Origin of the sequence: Paenibacillus sp. 19GGS1-52 (assembly GCF_022369515.1) — a bacterium.
Lineage (GTDB): Bacteria > Bacillota > Bacilli > Paenibacillales > Paenibacillaceae > Paenibacillus_AQ.
On the sequence record NZ_CP059724.1, the window covers coordinates 2,554,620 to 2,569,023 of the forward strand.

15 protein-coding genes are annotated in these 14,404 nt (G+C 47.9%); 12 read left to right on the plus strand and 3 right to left on the minus strand.

Annotated elements, in window-relative coordinates; all coding sequences use genetic code 11:
- Nucleotides 1-122: 122 nt before the first annotated feature.
- The 6 genes from H1230_RS11985 to H1230_RS12005 all read left to right on the plus strand — a co-directional run bounded on the left by H1230_RS11985 (nt 123) and on the right by H1230_RS12005 (nt 5,735).
- Complete coding sequence (locus H1230_RS11985) at nt 123-1,598, plus strand: fibronectin type III domain-containing protein (protein WP_481857134.1); 1,476 nt, start codon at nt 123-125, stop codon at nt 1,596-1,598.
- Nucleotides 1,595-1,954, plus strand: coding sequence for a hypothetical protein (locus tag H1230_RS31605; protein ID WP_481857135.1), 360 nt, complete (start codon nt 1,595-1,597; stop codon nt 1,952-1,954). Before H1230_RS11985 ends, H1230_RS31605 begins: the two co-directional genes overlap by 4 nt.
- A gap of 184 nt (nt 1,955-2,138) precedes the next feature.
- On the plus strand, nt 2,139-2,780 hold the full coding sequence (locus H1230_RS11990; RefSeq protein ID WP_239715683.1) for a YhbD family protein: 642 nt from the start codon (nt 2,139-2,141) through the stop codon (nt 2,778-2,780).
- A 23-nt stretch (nt 2,781-2,803) separates the two neighbouring features.
- Entirely contained in the window at nt 2,804-3,490 is a 687-nt protein-coding gene (locus H1230_RS11995; protein WP_239715684.1) for a hypothetical protein, read from the plus strand.
- Nucleotides 3,483-4,154 carry a hypothetical protein gene (locus H1230_RS12000; protein ID WP_239715685.1) on the plus strand — a complete coding sequence of 224 codons (672 nt, stop codon included), beginning with the start codon at nt 3,483-3,485 and terminating at the stop codon, nt 4,152-4,154. The genes H1230_RS11995 and H1230_RS12000 overlap by 8 nt, the downstream gene beginning before the upstream one ends.
- 105 nt (nt 4,155-4,259) lie before the next feature.
- On the plus strand, nt 4,260-5,735 hold the full coding sequence (locus H1230_RS12005) for an MDR family MFS transporter (RefSeq protein WP_239717270.1): 1,476 nt from the start codon (nt 4,260-4,262) through the stop codon (nt 5,733-5,735).
- A gap of 55 nt (nt 5,736-5,790) precedes the next feature.
- Here the strand turns inward: H1230_RS12005 and H1230_RS12010 are convergent, their stop codons facing one another.
- Nucleotides 5,791-6,417 carry a GyrI-like domain-containing protein gene (locus H1230_RS12010; RefSeq protein WP_239715686.1) on the minus strand — a complete coding sequence of 209 codons (627 nt, stop codon included), beginning with the start codon at nt 6,415-6,417 and terminating at the stop codon, nt 5,791-5,793.
- A gap of 117 nt (nt 6,418-6,534) precedes the next feature.
- On the opposite strand from H1230_RS12010, the gene H1230_RS12015 reads away from it, so the two are divergent.
- The 5 genes from H1230_RS12015 to H1230_RS12035 all read left to right on the plus strand — a co-directional run bounded on the left by H1230_RS12015 (nt 6,535) and on the right by H1230_RS12035 (nt 12,406).
- Nucleotides 6,535-7,428, plus strand: a complete 894-nt coding sequence (locus H1230_RS12015; protein WP_239715687.1) for an SMP-30/gluconolactonase/LRE family protein — start codon at nt 6,535-6,537, stop codon at nt 7,426-7,428.
- 25 nt (nt 7,429-7,453) lie between these two features.
- Nucleotides 7,454-8,356: a fumarylacetoacetate hydrolase family protein gene (locus tag H1230_RS12020; RefSeq protein ID WP_239715688.1), complete on the plus strand. Its 903-nt coding sequence runs from the start codon at nt 7,454-7,456 to the stop codon at nt 8,354-8,356.
- Nucleotides 8,357-8,581: 225 nt separating this feature from the next.
- Entirely contained in the window at nt 8,582-9,541 is a 960-nt protein-coding gene (locus H1230_RS12025; protein ID WP_239715689.1) for an ABC transporter permease, read from the plus strand.
- A 5-nt stretch (nt 9,542-9,546) separates the two neighbouring features.
- Entirely contained in the window at nt 9,547-10,449 is a 903-nt protein-coding gene (locus tag H1230_RS12030; RefSeq protein ID WP_239715690.1) for a carbohydrate ABC transporter permease, read from the plus strand.
- A 124-nt stretch (nt 10,450-10,573) separates the two neighbouring features.
- Nucleotides 10,574-12,406, plus strand: coding sequence for a type 2 periplasmic-binding domain-containing protein (locus H1230_RS12035; protein ID WP_239715691.1), 1,833 nt, complete (start codon nt 10,574-10,576; stop codon nt 12,404-12,406).
- Nucleotides 12,407-12,480: 74 nt separating this feature from the next.
- Here H1230_RS12035 and H1230_RS12040 read toward each other — a convergent pair whose 3' ends face one another.
- Nucleotides 12,481-13,107 (minus strand): DUF4127 family protein, encoded by a 627-nt coding sequence (locus H1230_RS12040; protein ID WP_239715692.1) that lies wholly within the window; start codon nt 13,105-13,107, stop codon nt 12,481-12,483.
- Nucleotides 13,086-13,316 (minus strand): DUF4127 family protein, encoded by a 231-nt coding sequence (locus H1230_RS12045; RefSeq protein WP_239715693.1) that lies wholly within the window; start codon nt 13,314-13,316, stop codon nt 13,086-13,088. The genes H1230_RS12040 and H1230_RS12045 overlap by 22 nt, the downstream gene beginning before the upstream one ends.
- 206 nt (nt 13,317-13,522) lie before the next feature.
- On the opposite strand from H1230_RS12045, the gene H1230_RS12050 reads away from it, so the two are divergent.
- Nucleotides 13,523-14,392 (plus strand): MurR/RpiR family transcriptional regulator, encoded by an 870-nt coding sequence (locus tag H1230_RS12050; RefSeq protein ID WP_239715694.1) that lies wholly within the window; start codon nt 13,523-13,525, stop codon nt 14,390-14,392.
- The last annotated feature ends 12 nt before the right edge of the window (nt 14,393-14,404 follow it).

Sequence of the window (14,404 nt, forward strand, 5' to 3'; positions counted from 1 at the left end):
GGGTACTTACCATGGTAAAAGGTAGAAAAAGCCTAACTGATGCGGTTTGAAAACGCTTTAGTTAAGAGATCTAAGCTGGAAGCTCATCTCAAACGTCCATCATTTTATGAGGAGGAAAGGGTATGAAAAGGAAGCTATTTCAGATCTTAATGTCTATTCTGCTAGTGTTGGGGGTGGCTTTGCCCGTCTCAGGAATTGCGAATGCAGACGCGGCAAGCGATGCCTCTAATCGTGCATTGACCTGGCTGGAAGCCCAGCAGGATGCGACCGCCGGTTATGCTTTTGATGGATTGGTAGACAGTTTTGAGGATTTCTGGAGTGTGAACAATCCCAAGCAGATTGTCTACACCTATGACCAAGCAGTCGCAGCCATGGCTTTTATTGTTAAAGGAGAACGGACCCGTGCTGAGAAAGTCTTGAACAAAATGCGGGACATTCAGGACCCATCAGGGTACTGGTTGAATTCATATTGGTATAACAACGGCTATGGTGAAGAAATTCGTGAGCATGTCGGGCCGGTGGCCTGGATGGCGATGGCCGCCATGGCTTATGAGAAGCAATATAATGATACAAGATACCGTCCGATGGCATTGAAGGCGCTGGATTGGAGTCTGCAGTACAAGAAGGCAAACGGTGGCATCGCCGGAGGCTGGAGCGCATGGAGTAACTCGGATGAGCCATGGAGCTCCACAGAGCAAAATATCGACATTTACCGCGTACTGCAATATTATGCTTCCGTAGATTCCACTAAGGCTGCTGCTTACAATAGTGCTGCTACAGGAGTCAAAAGCTTCCTTGATAATTATGTATGGGATGATACAGCCAAACGCTTCAAGGGGGGGTGGAAGAATGATACCAATATTATTGATCCCAAAATTCCACTTGATGTGAATCCTTGGGGAGTATTGGCCCTGGGCTTGACCGGAACTCATAATTACGGAGCAAGTCTGGCTTATGTCGAAAATGCAGCCGGAAGCCCTGGTACACTGGCGAACCCGCGTTACAAGCAGACCCTGACGTATAATGATGCCGGAAATACACTGAGCGGATATGACTTCGATTGGACGGATGAAGTCCTTCCAGCTTATGACGACAACGGCAACCAGATTGGCAGTACGGGTGCAGATGTGTGGCTGGAGGGAACGGCTTTTATGTCGCTCGCCTACTATATGCAGGGTAATGTTACCAAAGCGGATGCAATCAATACTGAGATTATTAAAAAGCAGGGCACGAGCGGAGCATCACTTGGCGGTATTCCGTACTCGCTGAAAGGGACCAGCAACAGCTATTGGGTAATGGCTCAGCAAAATTGCGTGTCCAGCACCGGCTGGCTGATTCTATCACTACACCGGTTTAATCCATTCACCGGACAATATTTGACCGGCGGCAGTACTCCAGGGGATACGATAGCCCCAAGCGCACCTGCAGGTCTTGCGGTAACAAGCAAGACGGATACAGCTGTCAGCTTGAGCTGGTCGCCCTCCACGGACAATACCGGTGTTACCGGCTACACTGTGTATAAAGGTGCTTCTTCAGCAGCTTCCGTTACAGGAACAACAGCTACGGTGAGCGGACTGACGGCAGCAACATTACCGTGAAGGCTGCAGATGCAGCAGGCAATCTGTCGGCAGCAAGCACTGCCATAACGGTTACAACCAATGCTTCCAGCGGAGGAAGTGGAGATCATGTTACTTCCGACTTTACGGCTGGAGTAACGAAACTGTCTTCGGCTGAGGCCAGCATTTATATCACACCGGTCACAGCTGCCCTATATGTGGATGTTCATTACAAGGTAAACGGCGGTGCGCAGCTGAATTATCGTATGACCAATACTTCGGGAACCTGGCGGCAAACGGTCAGTGCCCTTAGCACTGGCAGCAGCATAGAATACTGGTTCACCTACGAGAAATCGGGACCGCAGTATGATTCACCGCATTATACGTACGTACAGTAAGCAGAACAGCAAACAGAATAGTTAGCGCAAAAGAGTGGAAAATCGTCCTGTGGACGGAGGTCCGCTCTTTTTTAATAGGTTAGAATCGGAAGTGGAGTGGTGCAACAGGGTCAAAGAATACTATCCTCCTCCACATTTACAACGTAACAGTGTTATGTTACGATGATTACAAGGAGTGATCAGTATGGAAGATGATTTGATCTCGAAGAAGGAGCTGCTCGATATAACAGGAATTTCGTATGGACAATTGTACCGCTGGAAGCGGAAACAGCTGATCCCGGAGGAATGGTTCATCCGCAAAGCTACGTTTACCGGTCAAGAAACCTTTTTTCCTAAAGAAATGATTCTGGCCCGCATTCACAACATTGTGAATATGAAAGATGATCTCTCATTAGATGAGCTGGCAAATCGGTTGTCGGACAGTTCAGCCTATGACAGAGTGACAATAGCTGCAACAGAACTGATTAAACGCAACATTGTTTCGTTAACAACTATGAATAAGTTTGGCGGGGGGCAGACCTCAGAGCAAGAATATACTTACGATCAGATCATTCATTTAGTTGCCGTTGATCGTCTGCTAAGTACAGGGGACCTAAATTTAGCCGAAGCGGAGCTGCTCTTTCGCACCCTGAGTGAGAAGACGGCAAGATTTGAGGGGAAGGGCTGGGAGCTCTTTTTTGTCCGGAAAATGGGAGTTACCTCCTTTATTCTGGCCCTTGCACCGGCTGAATTGATCTTTGATGAGGGTGTTCGGTTAATCAGTAGACTCGCGCTGGGTGACTTGAGGGAACAGTTAAAAGGCATGCTTACTTACAAGCTTATTTAAAATATAATGGGGAGGGAAGGATTATGGAACAAGTTCAGCTTCCTGATTTAATTATAAACGGAGTCAGTGATGGAGCCGGGGGCAGCTACGATAGTGTTAGAATCGATGGTGTAGGTAAGGTGATCGGGCCGCTTGTGGCCCGAATTTTTAGAGGGAACGGACATATTCGTCTGAGAAGTGATCTAACAGCAGGGCAAATGGAATGCAACGGTACGATGAATATTAAGGGCTATCTGCAGGTTGGTGAAATGAAGGTTGACGGTATGCTGAGTATCAGGGAAGGCATGCGTGGTGAAAGCTGCACTTTAAATGGATTGATGAGTGTAAAGGGCAACTGTGAGATTGAGGATTTTGCCGGAGAAGGGGGCTTTACGGTTGGCGGTTTACTGAGTGCAGGTCATATGAATTTCGAGCTGCACGGACAGGGTAAGGCGAATGAGATTGGAGTAGAGAGCCTTATCATCCGGCAAGCGAATAAAGGCGCCTGGAGCAAGCTGTGGAGTGGAATCATCCCCAAGTTCAGATCAGAGCTGAGTGCCCGGATGATTGAAGGAGATTATATTGATCTGGAAAGCACAACTGCAGATATCGTCAGAGGTAATGTTGTAATTATTGGCCAAGGCTGCTCCATCGGGCGCGTAGAATATCGTTCACAGCTGACCATACATCACGGAGCAAGAGTAGGGAAGGAGGAGAAGATAGGTGATTGAAGCAGCAGCTAGGAATCCTCTGAAAATATTGGGCACAACAACTTCAGCGGGCGGTTATTTCGGTGATGTGAAAGTGACGGGTGAATGTCGATTTACCGGTGACGTGGATTGTCTGAGTCTGAGTCTAACTGGAGAGACAGTGGTGGCTGGTAGTCTAAGAATGGATAAGATGAAGATTACCGGTGAATTGGCAGTAGAGGGTAACCTTGAAGGGCACTCCTTGCGTGGACAAGGCGAGATTAAAGCGTCGTCTACAAGGATCGACCAGCTCAATTTTAATGGAAATCTGGAAGTACAGGGTGACTGTGAAGCTGAGGAGCTGCGAATTTCAGGCGCTATCAACGTGGCAGGGCTGCTGAATGCGGAGCAGTTGGAGGTCAATCTGTTTGGACCCTGTGCGGCCAAGGAAGTCGGGGGCAGTACCATTACGATTAAACGAAGCAAAGCAGGCTTGCTGTTGAATCTAGTGAAGTCGAATCCTAAGGCCTTCTTCACAGCCGGACTGATTGAAGGAGATAGGGTGGATCTGAACTATACGTTGGCTGATGTTGTAAGAGGTGACCATCTGATCATCGGCGCGGATTGTGAGATTAATACCGTGGAATATCGCAGTACGCTGGAGCTTCATAAGCTTGCAACGGTGAGGCATCAAGTGAAGCTGTAATTATAGATGAATAGAGGATTTCAAAAAAAAGGAGTGGAGTACTTGAGTTCAGCTAAATCGCCCAACTTGGGCATCGTTATTGCAGGTCTGCTGCTGGGCATACTAATGGCCTCCATGGATAGTACGATTGTGGCCACCGCAATGGGGAACATTGTTGGGGAGCTTGGCGGCATGGATAAGTTCGTCTGGGTTACTTCCGCTTATCTCGTGGCCGAGATGGCGGGTATGCCGATATTCGGGAAGCTTTCGGATATGTATGGCCGCAAAAGATTTTTCGTATTCGGAATCGTTGTGTTTATGGCGGGTTCGGCACTCTGTGGAACGGCAGATACGATTACTCAGCTGGCTGCCTATCGGGCGCTTCAGGGAATCGGTGGCGGAGCGTTGGTACCTATTGCTTTTGCCATTATGTATGATGCTGTACCTCTGGAGGCACGCGGCAAGCTGGGCGGAGCCTTCGGTGCGGTATTCGGTTTGTCGAGTATTTTTGGTCCGCTGCTCGGAGCTTATATCACAGATCATATTGCTTGGCAGTGGGTGTTCTATATTAACCTGCCGCTGGGAGTAGTGGCCTTTGCGATGGTAGTGTTCTTCTATAAGGAATCTGTGGAGCATTCCAAGCAGCCAATAGATTGGCTCGGTGCCGGTTCGCTGCTGGGAGCCGTAATCTCGCTAATGTTCGCGCTGGAGCTTGGCGGGAAGCAGTATGCTTGGGATTCCTCAATGATACTCGGCCTATTTGCAGCCTTTGTTGTCCTCGCGCTTCTGTTCCTTTATGTGGAGACAAAAGTCAAAGAGCCTATTATTTCGTTTGCCTTGTTCAAAGAAAGACTATATGCCTTCAGCATTCTTTGCGCGTTATTTAGTGGGGCGGCCTTTATCGCGGCTTCTGTATACATCCCGATCTTTATTCAGGGCGTATTGGGAGGCACGGCTACCAACTCGGGGCTGGTACTGCTGCCAATGATGGTTGGGTCGGTAATTACGGCTTCCACTGGTGGTTTCCTGATGGCGAAGATTAGTTACCGCAGCTTGATGATTCCTACGCTTGCCTTGCTGGTATTAGGAACTGCACTAGTAGCTACGCTCACCCCGGATGCTTCGCGTCTGCTGGTAACCTCATACATGATCTTAATCGGACTAGGAGTCGGAGCTTCATTCTCGGTGCTTAGCACTGCCGCCATTCATGGCTTAACTGCACAGCAGCGCGGCTCGGCAAGTGCAACGCTGAATTTCCTCCGATCGATGGGGATGACGATCGGAATTACTTCGTTTGGAATTATTCAAAGCCATTATTTCGCGGCATCGCTTGCCAAACAGTTCTCGGGAAGCGGAAGTGGCGCAGCAGCAGGGGGAGCACTGGATTTCAAAGATCCTCATTCCCTGCTGTCACCGGAGACAAGAGCTTTAATTCCACCGGATATCCTGGCTAAGATAACAGAGGGGCTTTCCTCCTCCATCGTCAATACCTTTGCATGGGCGGTCATTCCGGCAGCGCTGGCGCTGTTGGCATCCTTTTTCATGGGCCGTCAAAAAATGGATGCCTCGGCAGAAGGCAAGACCCTACCATCAGAACATTAGTCCTTGGGATCAGAATACTAGACATCTCGGTACTGAATATGCATGGATGTCAGCATTAATCTGACACGGACACCGGGAAACGCAAGACGGTTCTAAGCTTATCCGGTTGACTTCGGCGGGCGTCCGAAAGGTAAATTTCTCGGTGCGTGTGAGATATTCGTACCAGGCCATTCTCTTGGCAATATTGCTCCATTACAGCAAAGCTTTGCGGTTCAGCCTCAAAAGGCCCGTTATGGAGCATTTGAACACTAAGGCCATCTTCGGCACTATCGAAGATGGCTTTATCCATCTGGGGCAGCGGTTTAAGAGACTTTTGTCTTTCCAATATTTCGGCGGCCAGAGTCGCAGTGACAAAGTCCGGCTGTCTGATCATAACGGTGTATACCAGCTCATCTTTATCGAGAGTGGATTTCTTCCGGCCTTCTTCGCTCAGATCCCAAACCCCTTCCAGCGGAAATATAGTGTAATCAAAATATCCGTCCGGAGCTGGACCTTTTTTGGGCAGCATTTTAATAGCATAAGATAGAGAGTAGAGGACACTTACGGCTTCAGAGAATGCGGCGTTGTTCGGATTGCCCTTGCCTTTCAGCAGGAAGTAGTTGAAACTGGGGATAGTGATGGTTTCCGGTTTGTTTTTGGGCTGATATATAACTTTGTCTTGTTTCTTCCATTCATATTTCATGGGAAATCCCTCCTTCACAGTCAGAATATCATAAGGAACTGGACAAGGGTATGTCAGGTTGGCTGAAAAGGAAAGAGTAGCAATGTATCTGATGATGAGTTATTGGGAGGGTTTCTGTTGATTTTACAAGCTGAATTGGTTCTTGATGTGCAGGCTGCTCTTGGCGAAGGTCCTCATTGGGATCAAGAAGAAGGTAAGCTCTATTGGGTTGATGTTGAGGGGAAACAACTCCGCAGTTACGACAGCAGTGCACACAGCGAAATCATATATTCCTTCGAAACAATGGTCAGTGCAGTAATTCCTTCCATGGATGGAGGTTGGGTGCTTGCCATGCAAGACGGCATTTACAGCTTTAGAAGTGGACATCCGCTTGAGCTTCTGTCCCTAGTGGAGTCTGAGATTCCGGGGAACAGATTGAATGATGCTAAATGCGACAGAACAGGGCGGCTTTGGTTCGGCACGATGAGCATGGATTTTTCCCCGGGAGCAGGCAGCTTATATGTTTTACAGACTGACGGGAAGGTTCAACGGGTTCTGTCTGGCATTGGCTGCTCCAACGGTATAGCCTGGGATGATGAACGTGGTCTGATGTATTATATTGATACGTTGTCCAGATGTGTGAGTGCATTTGATTGGCATGAGAATAACATCAAGCTGAGCGGGCGTAGGACGGTCGTTCAGATCCCCGCTTCCAGCGGATATCCCGACGGTATGACCATTGACAGTGATGGAATGCTTTGGATTGCTCATTGGGGTGGTGGATGTGTATCACGCTGGAACCCGGACACTGGGCAGCAAATGGCCACGGTTGAGGTTCCTGCACGACATGTTACTTCCTGTACCTTCGGGGGTAAGGAATTGGACGAGTTGTACATTACAACAGCGCGCCCCCCAATGAATGAGTCAGAAACCCTACGTTTTCCTTTGGCAGGCGGGTTGTTTAAGGTCAAACCTGGGGCAACGGGAGTACCTGCCAATCGGTTCCGGCCTGTCTTACGTAATAATACATAAACGAATATAAAGGAGTGATATACGCATGAAGTTAATAACTTTTGAGGAAGCAGGCTCAATTCATTTAGGAGTACAGACTGAACAAGGCGTTCTGGATGTGGAAGCGGCGATTGCGGACAAGCCTGAATTATCATTAGCTCCGGTACCCTCCACGCTGAGAGAAGTACTGAACGGAGGCGAAGCGGCACTAAAAGCGCTGCAGGAATTTGTTAATGACGTACTTGTAGATGGCGGAGGCAGCTATTTCAAGGCAGAGGACAGTCTGTCGTTCGGACCTTGTGTCCCTGATCCCGGTAAAATCATCTGTATCGGCCTGAATTACCGCAGACATGCGGAAGAGACGGGGATGCCTATTCCGGAGTACCCGATTCTTTTTAATAAATTTAGCAATGCTTTGAATGGGCATGGAGTGGATGTGCCGCTTCCACGGAGTTCCCAGAAGGTTGATTACGAGGCGGAGCTTGGCATCGTGATTGGCCGGACCGCCAAGTATGTCAGTGAGGAAGAGGCGCTTGACTATGTATTTGGCTATTGTACGGCAAATGATCTTTCGGCCCGTGACTTGCAGCAACGAACTAGTCAATGGCTTGCGGGAAAGTCTTGCGATAAATTTTCGCCGATTGGGCCATATTTGGTCTCAAAGGATGAGATTGTGGATCCGAACCTGCTGAATATTAAATGTACGGTCAACGGAGAGTTGCGGCAAAACTCCAATACCTCGGATATGATCTTCAACTGCCAACAAATCGTCAGCTATGTCTCGCAATGTATGACACTTTCGCCAGGGGATATTATTCTGACCGGAACTCCTGAGGGCGTCGTTCTTGGTTATCCGCCTGAGCAGCAGTTCTACTTGAAGCACGGAGACCTAGTTACGATAGAGATTGAGCAACTGGGTGCTTTAACTAATAGAATGGTCAGTGAATAACGAAACCTACTGAATCGAATAGTTTACTATACTAATCAGCTCTGCGAGATTCCTTCTTGCGGGGCTTTTTGCTGTCTACTGAGAAATTCGTCTGATTGTCTGTGAAAAGGGTCCGATACCGTCAAACAGCTCTCACAAAAAGCCCTTCGGCCGTCTATCTCGCTGCTTCAGCGCTCTCTGATAGGATGAAGGCGTAAACAAAATTGAAGCAAAGGAGATTCTGACATGGCGGCATCATCAGGCGAGCTTATTCGCGGCATCGATCCGGTTCGTCGATCCCGCAGGAAGATGCAGAACAAATACAAGTTGTTCTTTATGGCACTTCCTTTTCTAATAGTAACTTTTATTTTCTATTATCTGCCGATCAGCGGCTGGATTTATGCCTTCTATGATTTCATTCCAGGCATCCCGCTGTCGGACACGCCGTATGTCGGGCTGAAATGGTTCCGCACGATGGTATCCAATCCAACACAAACTGAAGAAGTGCTGCGCGTCTTAAAGAACACGATTGCGATGAGTTCACTCGGACTGATTACCTCTGTCTTTCCAGTCATCTTTGCCATTCTGCTCTCAGAGATTAAGTCAGGCTGGTACCGCAAGCTGGTACAGACGCTTACCACAATACCAAACTTTATTAGCTGGATTCTCGTCTATGCACTGGCCTTCTCGTTATTCTCCGTAGATAACGGAGTCATTAATAACATTCTTGTACAGCTGGGAGTGGTAGGGGAGGGGCATAATTTTCTCGCTTCCAGTTCGAATGTCTGGGTCACGATGATTGCCTGGTATTGGTGGAAGTCACTGGGGTGGGGGGCCATTCTCTATCTGGCGGCGATTGCCGGCATCGATCAGGAGTTATTCGAGGCAGCAGAGGTGGATGGAGCCAGCCGCTTCCGTAAAATTTGGCATATTACGATCCCCGGTCTGATTCCGACTTTCTTCGTACTGCTGCTGCTCTCCATCGGTAATTTCGTCAACAACGGGATGGAGCAATACTTTGCTTTTCAGAATGCGATGAATAAGGATGCGATTGAAGTATTGGATCTGTATGTATACAATATCGCGTTCGCCAACAACTTTCCGTTCGCCACAGCAGTCAGCATGTTGAAGTCGGTCGTCAGCGTCATTCTGCTGTTCGCCGCCAACGCGTTGTCCAAGGTGGTTCGTGACGAATCTATCATTTAAGCGGGGTGAACCCATTGAGGAAAAAGCGTAAGCCTGGAGATGTAGTATTTCAAGGGTTAATCTATCTGCTCTTCGGATTGTTCACCCTAAGCTGCATCTATCCGTTCTATTATTTGTTCATTAACACGATCAGCTCTAACGATTTAAGTGCAGCGGGCTATATCAAATATTATCCGCGGAATATTCATTTTGATAACTATTCCAAAGTACTACGAATCAGCGGGTTGAGTCATGCGGCTCTGGTTTCCATTTACCGGACTGTAGTGGGCACACTTCTGACTGTAGGAGCATCTGCATTTCTCGGCTATCTGTTCACCAAAAAAGAAATGTGGGGTCGCAAAATCTGGTATCGCAGTGTTGTGGTCACGATGTATTTCAGCGCCGGCCTGATTCCCTGGTATATAACGATGCACAATCTGCATCTGACCAACAATTATTTGGCTTATATTCTGCCAACCATTATTACACCATTCAACATCATTCTCATCAAAACCTTTGTTGAAGCGATTCCGCCTTCCCTTGAGGAATCGGCAGCCATGGATGGGGCTGGTTATATGCGGGTGTTCTGGAGCATTATCGTACCGCTGACTACACCTATTCTGGCGACGATCACGATTTTCTCGGCGGTGAACCAATGGAACGCGTTCATTGATACAGCGTTTTTGATGACGGATACAAAATATTTCACGCTGCAATTCCTGTTATGGCGTTATTTGAATGAATCCAGCTCGCTTGCGGCATTAATCCGCAATTCACCAGACATGGCTGCCAGCATCCAGAACATGCAGACACCTACCTCTGTGCGAATGACGGTCACGATGATTGTTGTATTGCCGATTCTGATCGTGTATCCGTTCTTCCAGCGTTTCTTCGTCAAAGGCATTATGATCGGTGCGGTCAAAGGCTGATTAGCACGAAGTAACTCAATGTAGCAAATGCTATCAAAACTTAAGATTATGCTTTCGAAGTAGTTTTGTACGAAGTAACTCAATGAAGCAAATGCTATCAAAACTTTTAGGAGGTTATGAAGCAATGAAATTTATAAAAAGTTCACTTCTGATGCTGAGCGTAATCCTAGTCTTCGTCTTGTCATCCTGCAGCGGGGGCAACGGGAACTCAGCTAATTCGAACAAGAATGCAGCGGCAGAAACGACGGCGCCGGCTACGAATGCAGTTGCAGAAACTGCGGCACCAGCAGACGGAGCGCTAGATCATTCCAAGCCACTAAAGCTGACGGTATTCTCGACAACGGCCAACTATGCGGGTCCGCAAACCGGATGGTTCGCTAAGATCATCAAGGATAAATTCAACATCGAAATGGATATTGTCGCCTCCAACCTGACCGGTGGAGATACGAAGATTTCGGCCATGATGGCTTCTGGAGATCTCGGAGATATTATCATCTTCGGGGATGACAAGAACCACTATCCGAACGCGATCAAAGGCAAGCTGTTGCTAGACTGGACCCAGGATGGTCTGCTGGATAAGTACGGTCAGGATATTAGCAAGACCTTCCCTAAAGCCGTGGAGAAAGCGAAGATTGCCTTTGGCGGTGGCTCAGCGGTGTACGGAATTGGGAATAGCGTAGCTACCAATCCAACAGGTCCTTCTGAAGGAAAGGATATGACTTGGGGCCCCGATCTGCGCTGGGATCTGTACCAGCAGCTTGGAGCGCCGGAGATCAATTCCATTGAGGATTATCTGCCACTACTGAAGAAGATGCAGGAGCTGGAACCGAAGAATGAGCTGGGCAAAAAAACCTATGCCTTCTCACTATGGTCGGATTGGGATGGCAACTATAAAATGACGCTGGCGAAGCAGTTCGCCAATATGATGGGCTATGACGAAATTCCCGACACGGCTCTTTATGTAAAAGCGGATGAAGAGAAATATTATGACTTCCTGTCTGATGACAGTTGGTATATGAAGTCGCTGAAGCTGTATTACGAAGCTAACCAGATGGGCTTGCTTGATCCTGATTCACTGACCCAGAAATTCGATGATGTTGTTGCCAAGTATAAGGACGGTCGTCTGCTCTTCTCTTGGTTTCCATGGCTTGGAGCAGCAAATTACAATACACCGGAAAGAACAGCGGAAGGTAAGGGCTTCGCACTTGTACCCTTCAAGGATGAGCTGATGTATTCGACTGGCTTTAATGTATACGGCGGGAATGGTATCATCTCGATCGGTGCCAAGGCGCAGGACCCTGCCCGGATTATGGAGTTTATTAACTGGATGTACACTCCTGAAGGTGCAATGATCTCAGCAGGCAGTGGAACAGCGGTGCCGAACGGACCGCAGGGGCTGACCTGGGATCTGGACAGCAGTGGCAAGCCGGTAGTCACCGACTTTGGTTGGAAAGCGTATACCGATCAACAGAATACACAGGTGCCAGCAGAATATGGTGGTGGTGACTATTATTATGGTTCGAATCAAATGAACTTCTCGTTTGTAGTGCCAGCGATGGTGAATCCGGAGAATAGTGAGCCGTATGACCATAACCTCTGGACGGCGACACTGCAGCGCAATCCATCTAAGCTTGATAGTGACTGGAGAGCGAAAATGGGCGTGCTGACTGCAAAGGAATATTTTGAGAAAAACAATCTCTTGGCCGTAGCTCCACAGGGCTTCACAGGCAAGGAGCCACTGACGATGGACAAAACACTGGAACAAAAGAACAAGCAAATCGGGACGATCATTCAGCAAATTTCCTGGAAAATGGTCTTCGCCAAAAATCAGGCTGAATATGACAAGCTGAATAAACAGCTGCATGACAAAGTTAATGGTCTCGGCTACGCTGATATCATGGATTTCTCCGTCAAAAAGGCTGAAGAGCTGTTCGAAGCCCGTAAAAGCGTTCAATAAGCAAAAAGAGTCTTCCCCTGTTCAGTTGAACGGAGGAAGGCTCTTTTTTTGCTGTATTCTAGCAAGAATTTCGATTACAGATCTGTGAGATCAAAATTCACTTCAAATGTCCGTTTCCAGGGGAGCATCACGTTGTTCACGTGGGTGGGGACAGTAACAATACTCGCCAGATAGGTATCAAAAAATGCCTTCAGTCGTTCGGAAATTTGGAAGGTAATCTCGTTGATTTGACTGGAAGACCTTTCATTTACGATGTGGGCACTCTCCTGAAGTTCGAGGTTAATCCCTGTGCGAACATTGGATTGATAACCCCAGTCTTCCAGAAAGCGATAGAGTAGAAACTTTTCGCTTTTGCGTATCTGAACTTTTGAGTATTCCAAGGGGTGACTGGTGTAGTAAGAGGCGATGACCGCGTGGGCGATAACCGTTCCTAGTGTATTGCCAGAAGTGTTCCAGCCGGCGTAAGCGGATAGACAGGAGAGACCGCCGTTTCCGAAGAGCAGCTGCATCAACGATTCGTCCGCACCGTTGGAGGTCGCAACATCTGCTAGCGCGACAAACTTTCCTTTACGGGCATAGGTATGAATAGCCTGCGAGAATTCCGGGAGATGTACTTCTGAGAAGTAGGACCGGTGCCTTTGTGCATAAGTTTGATTGGCTTCAGCCGCGTCGCTCTGATTTACGGGCGGGGAGTTAACCATGAGCACAACATCTGCTTCGGCAGAGGAATCGCATATAAATGCGCCGGCTGCGGCTCTGCACATTCTTTTTCTGTAAGATAGTGCAGCCGCGAAGGAACAATTCCTCCATACACGAGCATATCAACAGAAATAATTAGCGCATTCGCATCTCTTGTTTCTGTAAGCAGCCAGTCAGCTATAACATGAACATCAGCATGGATATTTCCCATTACAAGGACGTTCGTCGAGTGGCAAATATACGATTTTACCCATAGGGAATCCCTCCCTCAATGATCTTTAGGACGAATTGTATCATAAATAAATAAAAATGGAGGATATATTCTTTTATTATTAAAATAATAAAATATAGCTCTTTAAAGCCGTTATATATGATGATATGATGATCGTGAGAAAATTATAAGAAATGAGGAATATCATGAGTAAATTTGGAAAACCGATAAATTCCTCAAGCACGCTGCTGATGATTTCGAGCATATACAACTCCCTGAGCAAGGCTGAGAAGAAGGTAGCTGACGCAGTTCAAAGCGATCCCGAATATGCGGTACTTGCTACGGTAACTGATCTTGCCGAGAAGGCTAAAGTCGGAGAAACGTCGGTCATCCGTTTTTGCCGTAAAATCGGATTTCGTGGATATCACGAGTTCAAGCTATCGGTCGCCCAAGACCTAGTCAACGTCTCTACCTATATCGACGAAGAAATCGAAGAGGAAGATGATTGGGAGCTCATTGCCCGTAAACTGACTATGAATCATACAAAGCTACTTGATAAAACACTGGATTTAATTGATATGGATACGGTCTCGCAGGCAGTGGAGGCGCTGGCCGCGGCGAATCGTGTGTTCGTGTATGGGGTAGGATCATCCGGCATTACTGCACTAGATACGCACTACCGGTTCATGCGGATTGGATTGAATGTCGACGTACAGCGTGATATTCATATCCTCGCCATGTCGGCAGCACTGGTTAAAGCGGGAGATGTCGTATTTGGAATTTCGACGTCTGGCAGTACAAAGGATGTAGTCGCTGCGACGAGGATGGCCAAGGAGAGCGGCGCATTGATTATTTGTCTAACCAGTCATGCCAGATCCCCGATTACCACGTACGCAGACATTGTCCTGCTTGTGCCCTCTAAAGAGATGCCCTTTCAGGGAGGTGCGTTGTCGACGAAGATTGCCCAGATCCACTTGATTGATATTTTGTCAACGCTGCTCACGCTTCATATGAAAGACTCCGCCTACGCTGCGATCAAGAAGACTGCTGACGCGGTGGCAGACAAATTATATTAGACCAGGGAGGAA